The sequence below is a fragment of the Marinomonas sp. G8-14 genome, assembly GCF_055808935.1.
Window position 1 is genome coordinate 2,136,288 of the sequence record NZ_CM147891.1, and the last position, 18,860, is coordinate 2,155,147.

At 45.6% G+C, this 18,860-nt stretch carries 15 protein-coding genes; 4 read left to right on the plus strand and 11 right to left on the minus strand.

What is annotated here, in order from left to right; translation table 11 throughout:
- Positions 1–4: 4 nt before the first annotated feature.
- Together AC0L6V_RS11000 and AC0L6V_RS11005 are read right to left on the minus strand one after the other, a co-directional pair.
- Positions 5–1,012, minus strand: coding sequence for a substrate-binding domain-containing protein (locus AC0L6V_RS11000; RefSeq protein WP_409419803.1), 1,008 nt, complete (start codon positions 1,010–1,012; stop codon positions 5–7).
- 274 nt (positions 1,013–1,286) lie between these two features.
- Entirely contained in the window at positions 1,287–2,075 is a 789-nt protein-coding gene (locus AC0L6V_RS11005) for a nucleoside-specific channel-forming Tsx family protein (RefSeq protein WP_265218684.1), read from the minus strand.
- Between the two features lie 420 nt (positions 2,076–2,495).
- Between AC0L6V_RS11005 and yiaY the strand changes: the two genes are divergently transcribed.
- The 3 genes from yiaY (at position 2,496) to AC0L6V_RS11020 (ending at position 7,837) form a co-directional block, all read left to right on the plus strand.
- Positions 2,496–3,644: an L-threonine dehydrogenase gene (gene yiaY / locus AC0L6V_RS11010; RefSeq protein ID WP_265218683.1), complete on the plus strand. Its 1,149-nt coding sequence runs from the start codon at positions 2,496–2,498 to the stop codon at positions 3,642–3,644.
- A 300-nt stretch (positions 3,645–3,944) separates the two neighbouring features.
- Positions 3,945–6,131, plus strand: coding sequence for an OsmC domain/YcaO domain-containing protein (locus AC0L6V_RS11015; protein WP_265218681.1), 2,187 nt, complete (start codon positions 3,945–3,947; stop codon positions 6,129–6,131).
- A 119-nt stretch (positions 6,132–6,250) separates the two neighbouring features.
- Positions 6,251–7,837 (plus strand): ankyrin repeat domain-containing protein, encoded by a 1,587-nt coding sequence (locus tag AC0L6V_RS11020; protein ID WP_409419804.1) that lies wholly within the window; start codon positions 6,251–6,253, stop codon positions 7,835–7,837.
- A gap of 76 nt (positions 7,838–7,913) precedes the next feature.
- On the opposite strand, the gene AC0L6V_RS11025 is transcribed toward AC0L6V_RS11020, so the two are convergent.
- Complete coding sequence (locus AC0L6V_RS11025; RefSeq protein ID WP_265218677.1) at positions 7,914–8,810, minus strand: bile acid:sodium symporter family protein; 897 nt, start codon at positions 8,808–8,810, stop codon at positions 7,914–7,916.
- Between the two features lie 38 nt (positions 8,811–8,848).
- Positions 8,849–10,600, minus strand: a complete 1,752-nt coding sequence (locus AC0L6V_RS11030; RefSeq protein WP_265218676.1) for an AMP-binding protein — start codon at positions 10,598–10,600, stop codon at positions 8,849–8,851.
- A 482-nt stretch (positions 10,601–11,082) separates the two neighbouring features.
- Between AC0L6V_RS11030 and AC0L6V_RS11035 the strand changes: the two genes are divergently transcribed.
- Positions 11,083–13,173 carry a TonB-dependent siderophore receptor gene (locus AC0L6V_RS11035; RefSeq protein ID WP_321160303.1) on the plus strand — a complete coding sequence of 697 codons (2,091 nt, stop codon included), beginning with the start codon at positions 11,083–11,085 and terminating at the stop codon, positions 13,171–13,173.
- A gap of 60 nt (positions 13,174–13,233) precedes the next feature.
- Here the strand turns inward: AC0L6V_RS11035 and AC0L6V_RS11040 are convergent, their stop codons facing one another.
- The 7 genes from AC0L6V_RS11040 to AC0L6V_RS11070 all read right to left on the minus strand — a co-directional run bounded on the left by AC0L6V_RS11040 (position 13,234) and on the right by AC0L6V_RS11070 (position 18,857).
- Positions 13,234–14,025, minus strand: coding sequence for a cobalamin biosynthesis protein (locus tag AC0L6V_RS11040; RefSeq protein WP_418139020.1), 792 nt, complete (start codon positions 14,023–14,025; stop codon positions 13,234–13,236).
- A complete protein-coding gene (gene cobI, locus AC0L6V_RS11045) occupies positions 14,022–14,762 on the minus strand; it encodes a precorrin-2 C(20)-methyltransferase (protein ID WP_265218674.1) in 741 nt (246 codons plus the stop codon). The genes AC0L6V_RS11040 and cobI overlap by 4 nt, the downstream gene beginning before the upstream one ends.
- Positions 14,759–15,034, minus strand: coding sequence for a hypothetical protein (locus tag AC0L6V_RS11050; protein ID WP_418139021.1), 276 nt, complete (start codon positions 15,032–15,034; stop codon positions 14,759–14,761). The genes cobI and AC0L6V_RS11050 overlap by 4 nt, the downstream gene beginning before the upstream one ends.
- Positions 15,003–16,121 carry a precorrin-6y C5,15-methyltransferase (decarboxylating) subunit CbiE gene (gene cbiE, locus AC0L6V_RS11055; RefSeq protein WP_418139022.1) on the minus strand — a complete coding sequence of 373 codons (1,119 nt, stop codon included), beginning with the start codon at positions 16,119–16,121 and terminating at the stop codon, positions 15,003–15,005. Before cbiE ends, AC0L6V_RS11050 begins: the two co-directional genes overlap by 32 nt.
- Before the next feature lie 153 nt (positions 16,122–16,274).
- On the minus strand, positions 16,275–16,940 hold the full coding sequence (locus AC0L6V_RS11060) for a precorrin-8X methylmutase (RefSeq protein ID WP_265218672.1): 666 nt from the start codon (positions 16,938–16,940) through the stop codon (positions 16,275–16,277).
- Positions 16,937–17,725 carry a precorrin-6A/cobalt-precorrin-6A reductase gene (locus AC0L6V_RS11065; RefSeq protein ID WP_265218671.1) on the minus strand — a complete coding sequence of 263 codons (789 nt, stop codon included), beginning with the start codon at positions 17,723–17,725 and terminating at the stop codon, positions 16,937–16,939. The genes AC0L6V_RS11060 and AC0L6V_RS11065 overlap by 4 nt, the downstream gene beginning before the upstream one ends.
- Positions 17,676–18,857: a cobalt-precorrin-5B (C(1))-methyltransferase gene (locus tag AC0L6V_RS11070; protein WP_418139023.1), complete on the minus strand. Its 1,182-nt coding sequence runs from the start codon at positions 18,855–18,857 to the stop codon at positions 17,676–17,678. The genes AC0L6V_RS11065 and AC0L6V_RS11070 overlap by 50 nt, the downstream gene beginning before the upstream one ends.
- Between the last annotated feature and the right edge of the window lie 3 nt (positions 18,858–18,860).

Consider the following 18,860-nt stretch of genomic DNA (forward strand, 5'->3'; position numbering starts at 1 on the left):
CGCTTCACATTATGGATGGCTGACATTCAGCCACAGTCCCCACAAAGTGGGTTTGGTAATCTAACTTTCTTGCTAAAGACAACGCCGCGTTATGCTTAGCGTTAAACAACAGGTCCACCGCACACAGTCCCATGTCATGATGCGGTACCTGGATCGTGGCTAATGGTGGATACAAAATTTGCCCCAACGCCATGCCATCAAAACCGATCACAGAAACAGACTCTGGTACAGAGACACCTTTGGATTTGAGATGGTTTACTAGCTTCAATGCCAACAAATCGTTACTGCAAAACCACGCAGTAGGAGCACTAGGCGAATCAAAAAATGACCATTGGGTTTGATTGAAAGGGGTTAACGCATATTGATCGACTTCCATCAACAGTGCTGAGGATAGTGCGGCTTCTTTGTTGAGCCGCTCAGTGAATCCTAAATAGCGCTGTTTTGCTCTATCGGACGATTGAAAACGCCCCGCGACCATACCAATCTTGCGATGCCCCAAAGACAGCAGGTGCTCTGCCACATCGCAACCAGCCTGATAGTTGTCAACATAAACACACGGTTCATCTGAGGATTGGTTATGAACCAAGCAGAAAGGAAAGCGGAACTCTCGCAGTAAAGATAAGGCCTCGTTGTCTTCTACTGACGTCGTTGTCAAAATCACCCCTATAACACGTTGGCGAATCAGATCAATAATGGCCTGTTTTTCACGGCTGCGCTCATATTGGGTATCGACCACAACGACAGAGTAGCCAAAATGCCGGGCTCGTTGCTGAATACCTGCCACAATTTCCGAAAAGACCGGATTCAGCAAACTGGGAATCATCACCCCTATGGTTGGATTATGATTCCAATCCACTTGCTTAGAAGAATGATTGGCATCGTATCCAGTCAACTCGATCACTTTTTCAATACGTGCCCGAACGACGTCACTTAAGGGTGCGGTCTTGTTTAGGCACCGTGAGACTGTCGCGGGAGAAACCCCTGCTAATGCAGCGACATCTTTAATGTTCATGACAACTCACCTTCTGCGACAACCTTAGATGCAGCGAAGTATAGAAATCATAAGTGACGAATTTGTGACAAAAAAAGACACTTGACGGCAAATTAAAAGATTTTAAACGCTTTTTATCTGCCATTTCACGGAATTTAGCGTATGAAACACAATCATTTCATCACTAAAACGCGACATAAAAAAGATTAAAAAATAGACAAAAAAACCAACCATCGATATTTAAAATCGATAATTGGTTTTTATGCGTTATCCCTTTATTACCACTAATGCGGTATTAGAATTTATACGTCGCTGAGATGTAATGTGATACACCAGAAGATTTGAATCCAGAACTGTCTTCAATACCGTAAACATCTTTGTAAATTTTTAAGCCATAACCCAATGCGTATTGCTTAGAGTGCCAGTACAAACCTTGGAAAGTTGCACCACCATCAGTCGCTGTTACGTAATCGCTGTCCATACCAAACTGATAATCTACATAACCTTGGTAAGCTAAAAATGAACCATTATCAAAGTTTACAATAGGCTTAAACCAATTTGCTGAAAACTGATAGCCATTCCAACCATTGCGGTTACCAAAACTTTTATCATACAAAGAGTAAATGTTCATGCCTACTTTGCCTAACCAAGGCACGTTCACATCTGCCCCCAAACCAATAAAAGAATTGTTGGTTCCATCTTGTCCACCGTCTAAACTAAACAACGTTGAGACATAAAGTTCTTGTACGGCACCGAAAGATAAATCCTTTCCTGTCATACCATCCAAAGAAAAGCGCGGCGCCAACTTAAGAAACATCTTATCGTCATCTGCTTTATCACTGCTGTCGCTTGACGTCACGTTGAATATATCTAGATAACCATAAAGATCAACAATACCAGAACGGCCGCCAAACTCTATTTCTAGATAGTCATGACTTGATTCACCAGGTAGCTCATCAAAGGCATACATCAAGTTAAATTGACGCCAAGAATAATCGTTCTTATGAATATCATCAGAATAATCTGCCGCAAAACCGGTACTAGCGAGCACCATGGTAGACAAGCCTAAAAGTGTTTTACGCATTTGTTTCGCCCCATTCAATACTGTGTGATTAATGTGAATATATTATGACCAATTGGTCAGAAATATGCATATTACAGACTTTTGAAGGTGACGCAATATAATTTAAATACGGTTTAAAATTAAATTTTATTGCACAAAAATGGAATAAATAGACATTTTATTGCACCAAAATAGCAATATATCGAAAAGCTCAAGACATAAGGGTTTAACCCAAAATCCAGTGGAAATTGATTTTTTTAGCATAACATCGCACCTCATTGGTGCTCATAAAATATAAGCTAAAAAATCTCTCTGGCTACAAATTTAGCTCAATTAGCCAATAACGTGTTCTAGATCAAATCAATTCATAGCATTCAGCTCCACAATAGTGTCGTAGACAGTTTGAACATACTTCCGATACACTTAAAAAAGGGGAACACCATGAGCAGCACATTTTACATTCCTGCCGTAAACATCATGGGAGAAAAGGCGCTGAATGACGCGGTTGAACAAATCGAAAGTCTTGGTTTTAAACAGGCGCTGATCGTGACGGATCCGGGTATGACCCAGCTAGGTGTGACCGCAGAAGTCAAAGCCTTGCTACAAGACCATGGAATCGAAAGCTTAGTGTACGATGGCGTACAACCTAACCCAACGGTAGAAAACGTTAACGCTGGTTTAGCGGCACTGCAAACTCACCAATGTGATTGTGTGATTTCTCTCGGAGGTGGTTCGGCTCACGATTGCGCTAAAGGTATTGCGTTGGTTGCCACGAACGGCGGTCACATTAGCGACTATGAAGGAGTGGACGTTTCTAAAAAACCTCAACTCCCCTTGATCAGCATTAACACTACCGCAGGCACAGCGTCTGAAATGACACGTTTCTGTATTATTACCGACCAAGAGCGTCACATCAAAATGGCTATTGTTGATCGCAACGTAACGCCCATTTTGTCGGTAAACGATCCACGATTAATGGCCGGTATGCCGGCCGCTCTCACCGCCGCAACGGGCATGGACGCACTTACTCACGCCATCGAAGCTTATGTATCAACAGCGGCCGATCCAATCACCGACGCTTGTGCTATTAAAGCCATTGAACTGATCCGTGATAACTTACACGAAGCCGTTCATAACGGCAGTAATATGCAAGCTCGCACACAAATGGCTTATGCTCAATTTTTAGCTGGCATGGCATTTAATAACGCATCACTGGGTTATGTGCATGCTATGGCACATCAATTGGGTGGCTTCTACGACTTACCACACGGCGTTTGTAATGCTGTGTTATTACCTCATGTGCAGCGCTATAACAGTCAAGTGGCCGCGCCGCGCCTAAAAGATGTCGGCAAAGCATTGGGCGTCGATGTGCAAGGATTGAGTGATAAAGACGGTGCCGATGCAGCCATTGCGGCGATCGTCAAGCTGTCTCAAAGCGTGAATATCCCAGCTGGCTTACAAGAGTTGGGGGCAAAAGAAGCAGACTTCGCCACCTTAGCCAGCAACGCCATGAAAGACGCTTGTGGATTTACTAACCCAATCCAACCAAGCCATGATGACGTGATGGCTATTTTTAAAGCTGCTATGTGACATCTAGCACTGTCGTTAATGTATCCTACATATTGGTTACCGTAAAAAAGCCTTATCGATCACGCATCGATAAGGCTTTTTTATATAACACATTTAGTCTATTAGAAGCTCTAGCTCAACCAGTGATAGATCACGAAATCACTACTCTAAAGACATAACAAATTGCCGGTGTCAGAAGCTAAATCAATGTAGTTTTGCACGATTTAATTTTACTCTACCTTACTTATCACCGATAATTCTTCAATAACATCTGGTCAGCCAGCTGCACACACATCTCCTATTCAACGGACACCCAATTCAATGGAAATCAAAGTTAATTTTCTCGACAATCTACGACTTGAAGCCAAGTTTGACGATTTTACTGTGATCACCGACCAGCCGATTCGCTACAAAGGCGATGGCTCTGCGCCAAGTCCATTTGATTATTTTTTAGCGTCTTCCGCATTGTGTGCAGCGTATTTTGTCAAGGTCTACTGCAAAGCACGTGACATCTCAACGGATAATATCCGTTTGTCACAAAATAACATTGTGGATCCAGAAGATCGCTACAACCAGATTTTCCAAATTCAAGTCGAGTTACCAGACGACATTTCTGATAAAGATCGCGAAGGCATTTTGCGCTCTATTGATCGTTGTACCGTAAAAAAAGTGGTACAGACTGGGCCTGAGTTTAAAATTGAAACCGTTGACAACCTAGACGCAGACGCTAACGCTATGTTGATGGGCAACTTCGACGCTACGGCAAGCACGGTGATTCTTGGTAAAGACTTACCGCTTGAACAAACCATTGCCAATATGACCGCCATGCTCGCCGACCTCGGCATGAAGATTGAAATTTCCTCTTGGCGCAACATAGTGCCGAATGTTTGGTCTTTGCATATTCGTGACGCCGCATCGCCTATGTGCTTTACCAATGGCAAAGGCGCCTCCAAAGAAAGTGCGCTGTGTTCCGCTCTGGGTGAGTTCATTGAGCGTTTGAACAACAATTTTTTCTATAATGATCAATTCTTTGGCACCGACGTCGCTAACAGCGAATTCGTGCATTATCCAAATGAAAAATGGTTTGCCCTCACCAAAGACGACTCCTTACCAGAAGGCATCTTAGATGACTACTGCTTGGCTATTTATAACCCAGACGATGAGCTTCGCGGCTCGCACTTAATCGACACAAATTCTGGCAATAAAAAACGCGGAATTTGCACCATTCCATATACACGTAAATCCGATGGTGAAACGGTTTATTTCCCATCCAACCTGATCGAAAACCTCTTCCTCAGTAACGGTATGAGCGCGGGCAACAACCAGCAAGAAGCGCAAGTTCAATGCTTGTCGGAAATTCTAGAGCGTGCGGTAAAACGCCAAATAATTGAAGACGAAATTGTCTTGCCAGATGTCCCCATGGCTGTGTTAGAAAAATACCCGAGCATCCTTGCGGGCATCAAAGAATTGGAAGAACAAGGCTTTCCTATTGTGGTAAAAGACGCTTCGCTTGGTGGCCAATTCCCTGTGATGAATGTCACCCTGATGAACCCAAAAACGGGCGGCGTGTTTGCCTCATTTGGTGCCCATCCAAGCTTGGAAGTGGCCCTAGAACGCTGCCTCACGGAATTATTACAAGGACGCAGCTTTGAAGGCTTAAACGACATACCCAAGCCGACATTTAACAGTCTGGCCGTGACCGAGCCAGAAAACTTTGTCGAGCACTTTATTGACTCAACAGGCGTCATTTCTTGGCGCTTCTTTAGCAGCAAACACGACTACGACTTCTGTGAATGGGATTTTTCTGGCTCCAGCCAAGAAGAGGCTGACGCCCTATTTGGCATCTTAGAGGACCTAGGCAAAGAAGTGTATGTGGCCGAACTTAGTGATTTAGGCGCCTCAGCGTGTCGGATTCTGGTGCCCGATTATTCCGAAGTCTACCCAGTAGAAGACCTAGTGTGGGACAACACCAACAAAGCGCTGGATTATCGCGAAGACATTTTAAACCTGCATATACTCAGTGATAAACAGCTCGCTAAATTAGTAAATCGTCTTGAAGAAAGCCAACTGGACAACTACACAGACATTGCCACTCTGATTGGCATCGTATTCGATGACAATACCGTCTGGGGGCAGCTGACCATCATGGAGCTGAAAATCCTCATCTATTTGGCGCTTGGTGAACACGAAGAAGCTCTCGAGTTGGTTAGCGAATTTCTACAGTTTAACGACAACACTGCAAAACGCGGTCTCTTCTATCAAGCGATGAATTGTGTATTGGAAGTCACCCTAGATGAAGACCTAGAACTGGACGACTTTATGCATAACTTTACCCGTATGTTCGGCAAAGAAGTAATGGAAAACGTCGTGGGTTCCGTCACAGGCGAGGTACGTTTTTACGGTTTGAGCAAAACCAGCATGCAACTCGAAGGTATTGAACCGCACCTACGCCTAATCGAAAGCTATAAAAAACTACACCAAGCTCGTAAAGCCAACGCAGCTAAATAACACTACGAATCAAAAAGGCCTGTTGGAAGCCAACACCCTTTCGATTAAGCCAAGCCGATAAGTGGTATTTTCAGCCCCTCTGGTTTATGATTTTTATATCAAAAACTGAGGGGCTCGATATGGTCTATCGTCTTATAAATAGTTCGGCCATACTGCTATTTGTCATGCTATTCCTGTCTGGCTGTGCCATGTCAGGGCTAGATGCCCAAACTCGCCAATACGTCGCCATCTATCAACTGGGTGAGCCCTTTAAAGATGCCACAGACACTCAAGCCGTAAAGATCATTAATACAACAAGCAACTCAGAGCAAATCACTTTAGGTGGTATCATTGGTCTCTGGGATCAACGTCCTGCGTTACTGAATGCCGCATTAGCAAAGGGGTTTCAACCCAACCAACCGATACCTAATCGTCTGTTTATTAGCTACCCACAAAGCGACTTCACCAAACCGTCACCCTTGTCTGCCGCCTACGCTTTAATGCCATTGCCACCGATAGGATCGACGATTGATAATCGTGCCCAAATCACCCCTGCCATGTTGGTACGCAACATGACATCGTTTGAACGCTTGGTAAGCGCTGGCGCTGGCGCAGACTACAACCCAACGACACTGAACATCGCTTTAAAAATCGCCACCATCTACGGTGAAAGCCCTCAACTGGCAGAGCATTTATTGGCTATGGGTGGAAATTTGCAGGCCGACTTGAATACAGACATTCCTCCCCTCATCATTTCACTTGCCAGTCAAGGAAAGCCACAAATGATGCAATGGCTATTGGCACAAGGGACCGATCCTAACAGCCGTTTTAGCACACCGGCGAATCGCCGCTATTACAATCTAGCCGGAGGACCACCATTTTACAGCTATTTACTGGACGCTACGCCTCTTTACTTTTTGCCAACCTACACACCAGATGACAGCAGCCGACAACGTGCCATAGAAATGGCGAAGGTACTCATCGATGCTGGTGCGAATGTTAATACCACAGCCACCTTCAGCTATAGTATACAGAATGATCAGCCCATCGCAGGCTGGACGCCCTTACATACCTATCACATGCACTTAAATCACACATACGGAAATCCAGAACTGGTCAACTTTCTGATTACTAAAGGCGCAAACCCTCAAGCACTAACCAGCACGGCGCAAACTCCAGCACAAGTGACGGGGTTAATGGAACGAACCCAACAGCAAATTGTTGCTTTAGACGATCAACGTCGCCGTCAACAAGAACAACAAACCGCCCAAGCAAAACAGCAAGAACAAACAGATTCAGGCAATGTCTTTGGTAAGGTAATCGCCATAACGGGACTCACCGCAGTGGGGGCAGCCGCCAGCAATACTGGCGTTGACTCAAGTTCCGTGGTGGACATTGTCGGCGGTGGCATTGCCGATATAATGACGGATGGACGTGCTGGCGGTATTCAACAAGCGCAACAACGCCAACAGGCTCAAGCAAATACCGCCACACAAAATAACACAGTACCTTCCATCACATCTGCCAGTTTTCAAACAGAAAGTTACCGTGTAAGCTGCCCCTCAGGCGTAAGCAACGACATCCCCTTACGCTACAAAACCCAACAGTGCCGTACCGCGATGATAGACTTTGCCACCGCATATTCTTGCAATGACTACCAACGATTCGAACAAGTGCACACCGCCTGTGACCAAGCCTGCGGATCAGTGAATTGTCTACAAGAATAGGTAGACAATGGAAAAATTGCAGCAATCAAGATAAAGAGACAGTGTCGATTGACACTGTCTCTTTATCTATAAAATATTAAGAAGGTTCTACTTTCGCTTGATCTCTTGCCTGCTCTTCACGATAAGTAATTTTGCGATAAAGAACCGTTACCCAAGTAGAATTCAATACAATAAAAAGCGAATACATTACCGGTATCAACAAAATGAGCTGCTGTGTTTCACCTGCAAACGTCATGATGACAATAAGGGCGGCTAAAGGTCCATTTTGAATGCCTGTTTCCAAAGAAACGGTGCGTGCTTTTTGTGTACTCAACTTCATCACTCTCGAAAATAGATAACCAAATAAAAAGCCAACCAAGCCAAGTAAAATCACAGCGGCGTAAACTTGCCAACTGGTTTCCATCAGTAATCGCCAATTACGTGGCGCCCAAGTCACCACTAGAAAGAGTATCACTACCGCCCCGAGTAAGCCGCCCATAAGCTCAATAATCGCGCCAACGTTCGCATTTTTCCGCCTTAACCACATACCTAATAAAGTGGGAATAAGTAGTAAAAATAACAGCCGCGCGATTTGATCCGGCGGAATCCTAAAGGCATCATCGATACCCTGCGTGTAGAGCGCCATCCATATAGGCACTAAAATGAATCCTGCCAGTGTTGAGCAAATCGTCATCATGATACTCAAACTCAGTAAACTCTTGGAAAAGTACGCAAAAATATTCGATGTAGTGCCACCTGGCATGCATCCCATCAGCACCAATCCTACCGTCTGCTCCGTCGACAAATTGAGGAGCCAAGCAAGGGCAAACGCGATAAAGGGCATAAGCAAATATTGCGATAAAAAACCGATACCAATCGCTTGTGGATGACGCATGGATAACTTGAAGTCTTTAAACGTTAGCGACGCCCCCATACCAAACATAATGATCACCATCATGATGGATAATAAACTTTCTTCAAATGGACTTAACATATCGCCCTATCTCCGATACCAGATTTTTATCATTATTGTTAAGCTGCTTTTTCACTTTTAACAGCCAAGGCACGAACGTCTTTACGCAATACTTTACCAACCGGTGTTTTTGGCAAATCCTCCCTGAAAACAATTTTTTTGGGCACTTTATACGCCGCTAATTCTGTTTTGCAGTGCTTGATAATATCTTGAGCACTCAGACCCGATTCCCTCAACACCACATAAGCATGAACCGCTTCACCCGTTAGGTCATCAGGTACACCAATGACGGCGGATTCTTGCACCTGAGATAATCGTGCTATCGCGTCCTCGACTTCATTGGGATACACATTAAAACCGCTCACTAAAATCATGTCCTTTTTACGATCCACGATATGAAAATGACCGTCTTCGGACATGGTGCCGATATCCCCCGTATATAACCAACCGTCTTTTAAGACCTGTGCCGTTTCCTCTGGACGATTCCAATAGCCCTTCATGATCTGAGGACCACGGGCAATAATTTCCCCAGCGTCTCCCAAACCTACCGTGGCGCCGTTGTTATCGACTATACGCACCTCAGTTAAAGGCGCAGGAATACCAATACTGTTCTCTCGTTCATGACCAATCGGATTAAAACAAATAACAGGAGAGCTTTCGGTTAATCCATACCCTTCTGCGATGGGTGTCCCCACTACAGAGCGCCAACGTGCTGCGACAGATTTATGCAATGCCGCCCCACCAGCCAAAGCGACCTTCATCGTTTTAGGAGGATAAACCGTGAACCATTCTTCGTTTAACAAGGCGTTAAACAGTGTATTAACACCTGATATCCAAGTAATGGGGTAATTATCAAATGCTCGTTGGCAGTTTTGAATAGGACGAGGACTAGGAACTAATATGTTGTGAGCGCCTTTGTGATAAAAGGCCAATAAATTCACCGTAAAAGCGAAAATATGATACATAGGCAAAGCGGTTAAAATACACTCTTTACCCGCCTCAATGTGACTGCCTGCCACCGAGTTAACCTGTTCAAGATTACTCAGTAAATTCCCGTGCGTTAACACAGCACCTTTGCTCACGCCTGTCGTGCCGCCAGTGTATTGCAACAAGGCCGTTTCTTCCCGTTGCAGACCTTGCCAATAAGCAGAAACATCAAGGTTTTGTTCTTTCTGAGTTTTGCGACCTGCCTCAATGGCAGCGTCCAACCATTGCGCATTAAGATTATGCCTTGGAATGGCCTTATTCCAATACTTCAGCACCAGGTTTAAAACACCACGAATAAGTGGCGAAAACCATTGGGAGATAGAAGTTAAGACAACATGTTTAACTCCGGTGTTCGCCAAGATATCTTCTAACTTATCAGCAAACATATCAATAATAACCAGAGCGGTTGCGCCAGAATCATTAAACTGATGTGTCATTTCTCGTCGTGTGTACAGAGGGTTCACATTGACCAACACGCAACCCGCCTTGAGAATACCAAAGGCAGCAGCAGGCAAAGCCAAACAGTTTGGCATTTGTACCGCCACCCGATCGCCCGCTTTTAGACCCAGCGTTTCACGCAGGTAAACAGCAAAGGCATCTGACATTTCATCGACTTGTGAGTAAGTAAGATGGCCATTCATGCCATTGGGCATACAGGTAGTAAACGCTTTCTGCTCTTTATAATTTTGTGCCGCTGCCACAACCATCGCAGGGATACTGGAAAAATGCTTTTCTTGGGGTTGATCCGTGACATGGTCAGCGCTGGTCGCCATACTATAAAACGGAGTCCAAGGTGCGCTGTCATAAATATGATCGTTTGACATGAAAGCCCTCTCTTTGCAGAGTCCTGATTCATCAACAGACTCATATTGTTATTATTATTCGACACCGAAAAACGAAAACAGTTCTTCCAACAGTAGGACAACCATCAAATTAAACCATCATCGAAAACAAGATGTTATACAAGCACCAGACACTAAGAAATCAACACTTTAAAGAAAGTACACACCCTTTCAATAATCAAGTTAGGCATGTCATTTAAGGGAAGCAAGCTGTAAGACTCATTGATTTTTATCTGTTTTTATTTCCGGTTCCTCTCCGCTGTTTTGCCAGCAATACCTACTCTATTTTCAAACCTCCCCACGCACAAACCCTCTTTGAAGCGCATAAAGATATTTAATATCAGCATAAAAATACAAACTACTACATCAAAATAATGAGATAATGAAAACCATTAGCATTACTAGCATTAATCTTATATAACATTCTAAAGCACGATAAAAGAATCACTGGGAATACCATCACCATGTCACACACCTCAAGAACATCACTGAATAGACAAATTAGAAATACATTTCTACCCTCCATCCTAATCGTCACAAGCAGTGGCGCATTTTCTGCAGAAGAAAATTCAGATAGCGGTTATACTTTTGACACAATAGAAGTCAGCACTTCTGTATTAAAAGTCGATAGCCCCGCACAAGAACCCCCCAAATCATTGTCTGTGGTTAATCAAGAAGACCTAGTAACGCACGCGCCTCAAAAATTGGACGAAGCTTTACGCTATACATCAGGCGTTTTATCACAACCATACGGGGCTGATAATGATACAGATTGGTTTAAAGTCAGAGGGTTTGATGCCGCAACGTATTTGGACGGCAGCCGGCTCTTCCGAGATGGTTACTACACTTGGCTGTTAGAGCCATACGGACTAGAAAAAATAGAAGTACTAAAAGGCCCATCCTCTATTCTATATGGCGAAGCACCTCCAGGTGGCCTTGTGAATGCCGTACAGAAAAAACCAACAGACGTAACTCAGAAAGAACTCCAACTCGAGGTAGGTAATAACAACTATCATGCTGTTACCTTTGATATTTCTGATTCATTACAATCTGGTAATAAGGTGAAATACAGAATAGTAGGGGCTTTTAAGGAAAATGACGGCCAACTGAATGGGACTGAAAATACGCGCCATTACTTAGCACCTAGCGTAACGTTAGCGCTTTCAGAGCAAACGCGCCTTACAATTCTAGCGACGTTTTTAGAAGATGACGGCACACCAACCAACCCTTTCTTCCCCGCAGCGGGAACCATTATACGCTCTTCAAATGGCGCAATTTCGCCATCTACCAACTTAGGTGAACCTGATTACGATAAATACAAACGCAAGCAAGCTTCTTTAGGGTATCTCCTTGAACACGATGTAAACGAGACTTGGACACTGTCTCAAAAGCTCAATTACGGTTACAACGATTTGTACCTTCGTAGCTCCTACGCTTTTCCAAACGCGGATGTAAATACTACCTCTATTGGTCGAGGGATTGTTTTTCGCGATGGCACCAACGAAAGCTTAACATTTGACAACCAAGCCGTTGCCGAATGGTCTTCAGACCGAATTGAAAACACCCTCTTAATTGGTTTAGACCTTCAGCGTCATGAGACAGATGGTATTGAGCAAGATAACTATAGCTTTGGGAGTATCAACCCTTACAACCCTGTATATGGAAATTACAATCCGCTCAACTCAGCGAACAACATTGACCGTAATATCGAAAAATCCCAAGCCAGTCTCTATTCTCAATATCAAATCAAACTCGACCAACAGTGGATAGGTCTGATTGGCGGACGATACGATGACATAAAGACCACAAACCACAACAAAACGAGCAATAAGGAAGAATCTCGTAGCGACAAAGAATTTTCAACCAATGCGGGCGTGATGTTCATAGCGGACAATGGTTTATCACCCTATTTAAGTTATGCAGAGTCATTCGACGTACTCACAACAATAGACACTACCACCAACCAACTTTATAAACCCCTAGAAGGTAAGCAAGTTGAACTTGGTGTAAAATATACCCCAGAGAGCATTGATGGCTATATAAACCTAGCATTGTTCGACTTGACACAAAAAAATGCACTAGTCACTCAAAACAATGTGACAACACAAGCAGGTAAAGTGACCTCTCAAGGCATTGAGTTAGAAGGTACGGCGGCTATTACAAGCAATACCAAACTCAGTCTTACTTACACCTACACCGATGCCCAAACGAACAAAACAGCAGATAATCAGAAAAAACAAGCAGGGATGATTCCAAGACACATGGCATCCGCTTGGTTGAGTGTAAAGGGCGCCGCATTTAACATGCCAGCGTGGTCTTTTGGTAGCGGTATACGTTATGTTGGCGAATCAAAAGATAACCCAGAAAACAGCAACCTCACTGTCCCTAGTGTTACCTTACTGGATATAATGGCCTCCTACACTATTAATGATAAATGGAGTGCACAGCTCAACATCAACAACGCAATAGATAAAGAATATATTTCTGCTTGTGATTATTACTGTTACTACGGTCAATCAAGATCCATCGTACTCAGTACAAAATATCGCTGGTAAGTATTAAAAGGGTCAAGAGTTCAAGGGGGATTCAAGGAATCAAAATGGTTGTTTTTTATACTATTTTGATTTTCTCCCCCTTGAATCAAACCCTCTCGCCACCGCGCAGGTCGCTTTGGCGTTTTTGATTTTATTTAAGATAAGCTCTGGCTCTGTACCCGTTGCCATTTGAGCCGCTAACAACGCGGAGGATTCGGCGACGCCATAGACGCCGACGGTGTTGAAAATATAGTCAGATTTGGTGCTGAGCAGTGGTTCCATGGGGGCGAGTTGTTGGGCGCTGTAGGTGTTGAAGTCCCAGTGGTATTTTGCTGCGAGGGCGATGAGGTTGGTCTCGTCGGCTTTGATGTCGATGCTGTTTAAAGAGTGGATTTGGTTTGGCGTTAAGCCTTTTTGCGCTAGAGAGTCGAGCATGAGGCTTTCGAGAAATTCCAAAGGGCAATGGCGTTCGCAGCCCATTCCCAAGGTATAAATAGGATTCAAGTAAGGTTTCGCTGTGGTCATCACCAGCTGTGCGCCAAGGGAGTTTGCCACTTGCGCGCCCCACTCGTTCGCACCACCTTCATGACCCGATAACAACGGAATGACAAACTTACCTTCCTCGTCCAATACCAACACTGGCGGGTCTTGATACTTGTCTTGCAGCACGGGCGCGAGGGTGCGCATAACAATGCCTGTGGCGCAAATAAATACCAGCCAGTCACCGTTTTTAAATGCTGTTTGAACAAACTCAGCAAAGGGTTTTGGCTTGTAGTTGACGACCGCATCGGGCCAATGATTGCGCTGACGATTAGACAAAAGCGCATTCGCTAGACGTTCGCCTGCGGGCGTTAATGCAATAAAGCGTATCACCTTGTGCCCCGCTCGCTTTTGGTCACCACGAACAAGGAAAAATACGGCCCAGCCTTGTCTTCTAAGGTGGATACATCGCGCACAATACGTTCGTTTTCACGGCCAATGTATTCCAGATATTTCGCATCTTGCATGCGGTTGGTTTTGCGCAGCGCCATGAGAATACGCGGGCGCGCACGCCCAGCTTTCATGATAACCACACTGTCGTGCTGTGCTAAGGCCATATCAATTTGCTCAGCAGTATGGCGCCCACTAACGACGGCAAAAGATTCTTTTAGCACGGTTAGCGGATGATTCAAGGCGGACGATGCGGCGTTGATAGATGACACACCGGGCACGACTTGGCATTGGAAATCGCCTTCTAGACGCTCTAGTAAATACGCAAAAGAGCCAAAAAACAACGGATCGCCTTCACACAAGAAAACCACGTCTTTACCTTGTAATAATTCATTGGCAATGGCTTTTGCGCCATTATCGTACGCTTCGTTTGCCAATGATCGATCCGTCGACATCGGCATCACAATAGCAATTTCGTTCTGCGCATGAGTAACGCCTGCAAAGGCTTCGCTGGCGATGGTTTTCGCCTGAGAGCCGCCTTCGTCGTTAGCAAGATAACTCACCACACTAGCGCGCTGAATCAGGCGCAAGGCTTTTAAAGTGATCAATTCTGGATCACCGGGGCCGACGCCCACACCAATGAATCGGCCTGTTTTTTGCGATACTTCCAAGGCACTCATTGTACGTTTTCCTTATGATTGCTATTGATGGCCGATGTGGTGGCCGTCATTTTTCTAAAATGATAAAGCATGACTGGTAAACTGGGACGAAATAATCGCTGTCCTGCCAATCGTTCGCCTTTGGCAACGGACACTTGCAAGCTTTGTTCGTCTGCATCTTGCGCGTCGTCACGCTGTTTGGCGAATTGCATAACTTGGTATTTAGTTTCTTCGGTGACAGCGCTGACCATTAAACTGCCGTCAACAGGCAACAACTCCCACACTTGAGCCATCAGAGCCTCTCAACTCGCCATCGCTGCCGCCAATAAATACTTTATTGGGTTTGCCGTGTTGTGCGTTGTTACCAGCAAGCAAATTGCCAGCAAGTAAATCCACCAGCGCATCCGGTGCTCTCCCTGCGATAATAGACAAGTTCTGCACCACACCAAAACGCGCTTGGTTAGCCGTTAAACAGGCCAAACGGTCTGGGTGATGTTCAATGGCAATGATCTGACTGCGCGGATGCCAATAGGCCATTTCCACACTCACGCCACCACAACCCGCGCCAATGTCCCACACCGTATCGCCTTGCTCGATATTCATGTAAGACAAAATCGCCAAGCGCACTTCCCGCTTGGTAATCATGCCTTTGCCATCGCCCTTATCTGTCACAAAAGACGCATCGGGAATACCAACCGCGCTAGGATAAAGTGAGGCTTGCTGGCTGGTTTTTAAAACAATCACATTGAGCGGATCACATTCTAACGCGGTTTCCATCAAAGATTCTGCAACAAAAGTACGGACTTGTTCTTGCGCATAACCCAAGGCTTCACACACGGTAATCTCGCTTTGATCCAGCCCTGCTTTTATGCACTCTTCGGCGATATGTTTCGGCTGGCTGTATTGATCGGTCAGCAATACTAAGGTTTTATTCGACTGCAAATGACGACGCAAAGACACCAATGGACGACCGTGTAAGCTCACCACTTGCACGTCTTGCAAGGATAAACCGAGACGATGACACGCCATTTGAATGCTCGAAACATTCGGGTAAAAGCGCAAAGACTCAAGAGAAAAAGTGCGCATTAACCAAGCGCCTATACCGTAATACAAAGGATCGCCAGAGGCCAATACGACCACTTGTTCTACGCCTTCAGATTGCCAAGCGGCAAACGCGTCTTTCAACATGCTGAGTTTGGGCAGATCTTCACGACGAGCCAGATGAGAATAGTGTGAAATGGTTTCATGCTGACGTGGGGAACCTAAAACAACATCATTCACCGACAAGCTCGCTAAGACAGCTTGCGCCGCATCATCCAAATGCGCTACTTGATTAACGCCCAAACCGATAACATGGATTGGCATTTGTGTGTGTTTCATAAACCTACTTCCATTCAATGCCATTCAATTAAGCTAGGTGGATTAACGAGAGTAAAAAACGGATAACAAGAACCTTGGTATTTGATTCACGCTGACGCGTTGAGCTTGCGAAACAGGCGCAAGTGCATTGAATACCAAGGCTCATGGAATGCATTAATAATACTCGCCAATATTACAACGCAACAAAGCATTGCAACTGGCCGAGGTGACCGCACTGCCGCCCATGCGCCCGAGCAAGGTGATACATTCAATACCGAGCTTTTCGTGTGCCTGCCAAAGCGCCTCTTTCGATTCCGCCGCACCGACAAACCCCACCGGCATGCCAATAATCAAAGCCGGTTTTGGCGCGCCTTGCTCGATCATTTCCAACAAGCGAAACAAGGCGGTTGGTGCGTTACCGATCAATACCACGCTGCCAGCAAGGTCATTTTGCCACAAACTCAACGCGGCCATAGAACGGGTTTCACCTTTGCTTTTCGCCAATTCTGCTGTACGTGCATCGTTCAAAAAACACAAGGGTTCTCGCGTTATCATGCGTTTGGTCACGCCTTGCTTGACCATTTCCACGTCGCACAAAATCGCACAATGATTGGCTAACGCTTCACGTCCGGCTTGAGTGGCATTGGCACTGAAGCGTACTTGCTCAGCCACATCTGGCAAACCCAAACTGTGCACCACGCGCATCACCACTTGTTGCTGATCTTGGCTCAAGCCAGACAAATCCGTTAACTCACGGATCTGACGAAAGCTCTCACTCTCAATGGCTTGAGGGTTATTTTCGTATTGATAGTTGTATTGATAGTCGTCTGAAGGCGTCACTGTTGGCTGCTTTTTTGTTGATGCTTAAAATGGGTAGAAGCCTTGCCCCAAGCAGCTAGACAAGCTTGCAGGCATGCTTCTGTGTCATTAAATTCACGCTCGGCTTCTGACAAGAGGGGGCGAGCATGCAATAAAACGGGAATGGATAATTCGCGCGCTGCTTCGAGCTTTGAATAGGTCGCCGCACCGCCGCTGTTTTTACTGACGATGACGTCGATGCCATGATCCACTAATAATTGACGCTCGTCTTCTAAGGCAAATGGCCCAATGGCTTTTATCCAATGGATGTTGTCTGGCAAAGAAAACTTGGGTTCAACCGCTGTTCGCCAAACAATGCGTTCGACACTGGGCAATTGCAAAATACACTCAAGTAAGGCTTCGCTCATTTGTCCAGCGCTTAACAATGGCCGACGACAGCCCGCTAACTGAGCCAATAAATCGGCTTCGTCCTGATAATCTTGCCAACGATCGCCCTCTTCTTGTTGCCAAGCAGGACGATGAAAACGCCAGCAAGGAATGCCGACTTCTTTGGCTGCTATTACGGCTTTACTGCTCATGGTTTGCGCGTAAGGATGGGTCACATCTAATATCGCGCCAATGTTATGGTCTGTTAAATACTGAGCCAAACCACCAAATTGGGTAAATCCGCCGACCACCAATTGGCAGTCCACCTTGGGCACGCGAACCAACCCCGCCAAGCTGTAAATGACGCTTAAACCCTCTTTGTGTAATGCGTCAGCCAAGTGGCGTGCATCGGCAGTACCGCCTAATAATAAAATCTTCATGGCTCGTGCCTTTTTTCCTAGTGGAATCCAACGCTTTGCCAACAAATTGGCCTTTGCGGTCAATCGCCCAGACTTCCAGTTCTATGTGGACAGGAATGTATTTTCTGGCAAAGTCTAAGGCTTGCTGACAAATAGCATCAGCCAGTGGCAAACCTTCTGACATGGCAAATGACAAGGCCTCTACACTGGTATTGGCGTTTGCCATGCGTTCTTGTAAGGTGTCATCGGCGCCCAAACTGGCGGCCAATTGTGCCAAGGCACCAAGGTCGATGCTGGATACTCGACTGTTTAAATCCATATGATGCTGAGCCAACTTACTGATTTTACCAAAGCCCCCACAAATACTTAACTTAGTCAGTTGAGCGGGTGCGGTGGCTTCGACTTTTTTAATGTGCTTTAACACAGCGCCGACAAAGTCACCCATTTCAATCAAAGCCATGTCATCCAGCTGATAATGGCTTTTTATCGCGTCTTCACTGGCGTTACCGGTCGTGGCCGCAATGTGTGTCAATTGATTCGCTCGCGCTACATCGATGCCTTGATGAATAGAAGCAATGTAAGCCGCACAGGAAAAAGGCCGTACTATGCCTGTGGTGCCTAAAATCGATAAGCCGCCTACAATCCCTAAACGTGGATTCATGGTTTTTTGCGCGATTTGTTCCCCATTGACCACACCAACGGACACATCGAAACCGCCAACATATTGGTAGGTTTGCGCAAAGCCTTCTAAGTGTTCGGTCATCATCTTACGCGGCACAGGATTGATCGCGGCTTCGCCCACATCAAGCAGCAATCCGGTTCGCGTCACTGTGCCAACGCCTTGCGCCGCATGAAAACGCACACCTTGCTCTGACGATAATCTCAGTTCGACAAACAAGGTCGCGCCATGAGTCGCGTCTGGGTCGTCTCCAGCGTCTTTGATGGTGGCGGTTTTGATGCCACCGTCTATTTTTTGGTATTCAATAATAGGCAAATCAACCACTTTGCCTTTGGGTAAAGTGACACTCACGCTGGCCTCTTGTTGTTGCGCAAAAAGTGCTTGTGCGGCGGCAACACAACAGGCTGTCGCGCACGTTCCAGTGGTTAAACCCGTACGCAGCGGCGCGGGGGATTCTGCACTTTCTGGCCACATAAC

Excerpts from the sequence above, each read along its gene's own strand:
- AC0L6V_RS11000 (WP_409419803.1), bottom strand. The coding sequence starts at position 1,012 with ATGAACATTAAAGATGTCGCTGCATTAGCAGGGGTTTCTCCCGCGACA.
- AC0L6V_RS11005 (WP_265218684.1), bottom strand. The coding sequence starts at position 2,075 with ATGCGTAAAACACTTTTAGGCTTGTCTACCATGGTGCTCGCTAGTACC.
- yiaY (WP_265218683.1), top strand. The coding sequence starts at position 2,496 with ATGAGCAGCACATTTTACATTCCTGCCGTAAACATCATGGGAGAAAAG.
- AC0L6V_RS11015 (WP_265218681.1), top strand. The coding sequence starts at position 3,945 with ATGGAAATCAAAGTTAATTTTCTCGACAATCTACGACTTGAAGCCAAG.
- AC0L6V_RS11020 (WP_409419804.1), top strand. The coding sequence starts at position 6,251 with ATGGTCTATCGTCTTATAAATAGTTCGGCCATACTGCTATTTGTCATG.
- AC0L6V_RS11025 (WP_265218677.1), bottom strand. The coding sequence starts at position 8,810 with ATGTTAAGTCCATTTGAAGAAAGTTTATTATCCATCATGATGGTGATC.
- AC0L6V_RS11030 (WP_265218676.1), bottom strand. The coding sequence starts at position 10,600 with ATGTCAAACGATCATATTTATGACAGCGCACCTTGGACTCCGTTTTAT.
- AC0L6V_RS11035 (WP_321160303.1), top strand. The coding sequence starts at position 11,083 with ATGTCACACACCTCAAGAACATCACTGAATAGACAAATTAGAAATACA.
- cobI (WP_265218674.1), bottom strand. The coding sequence starts at position 14,762 with ATGAGTGCCTTGGAAGTATCGCAAAAAACAGGCCGATTCATTGGTGTG.
- AC0L6V_RS11050 (WP_418139021.1), bottom strand. The coding sequence starts at position 15,034 with ATGGCTCAAGTGTGGGAGTTGTTGCCTGTTGACGGCAGTTTAATGGTC.
- cbiE (WP_418139022.1), bottom strand. The coding sequence starts at position 16,121 with ATGAAACACACACAAATGCCAATCCATGTTATCGGTTTGGGCGTTAAT.
- AC0L6V_RS11065 (WP_265218671.1), bottom strand. The coding sequence starts at position 17,725 with ATGAAGATTTTATTATTAGGCGGTACTGCCGATGCACGCCACTTGGCT.
- AC0L6V_RS11070 (WP_418139023.1), bottom strand. The coding sequence starts at position 18,857 with ATGTGGCCAGAAAGTGCAGAATCCCCCGCGCCGCTGCGTACGGGTTTA.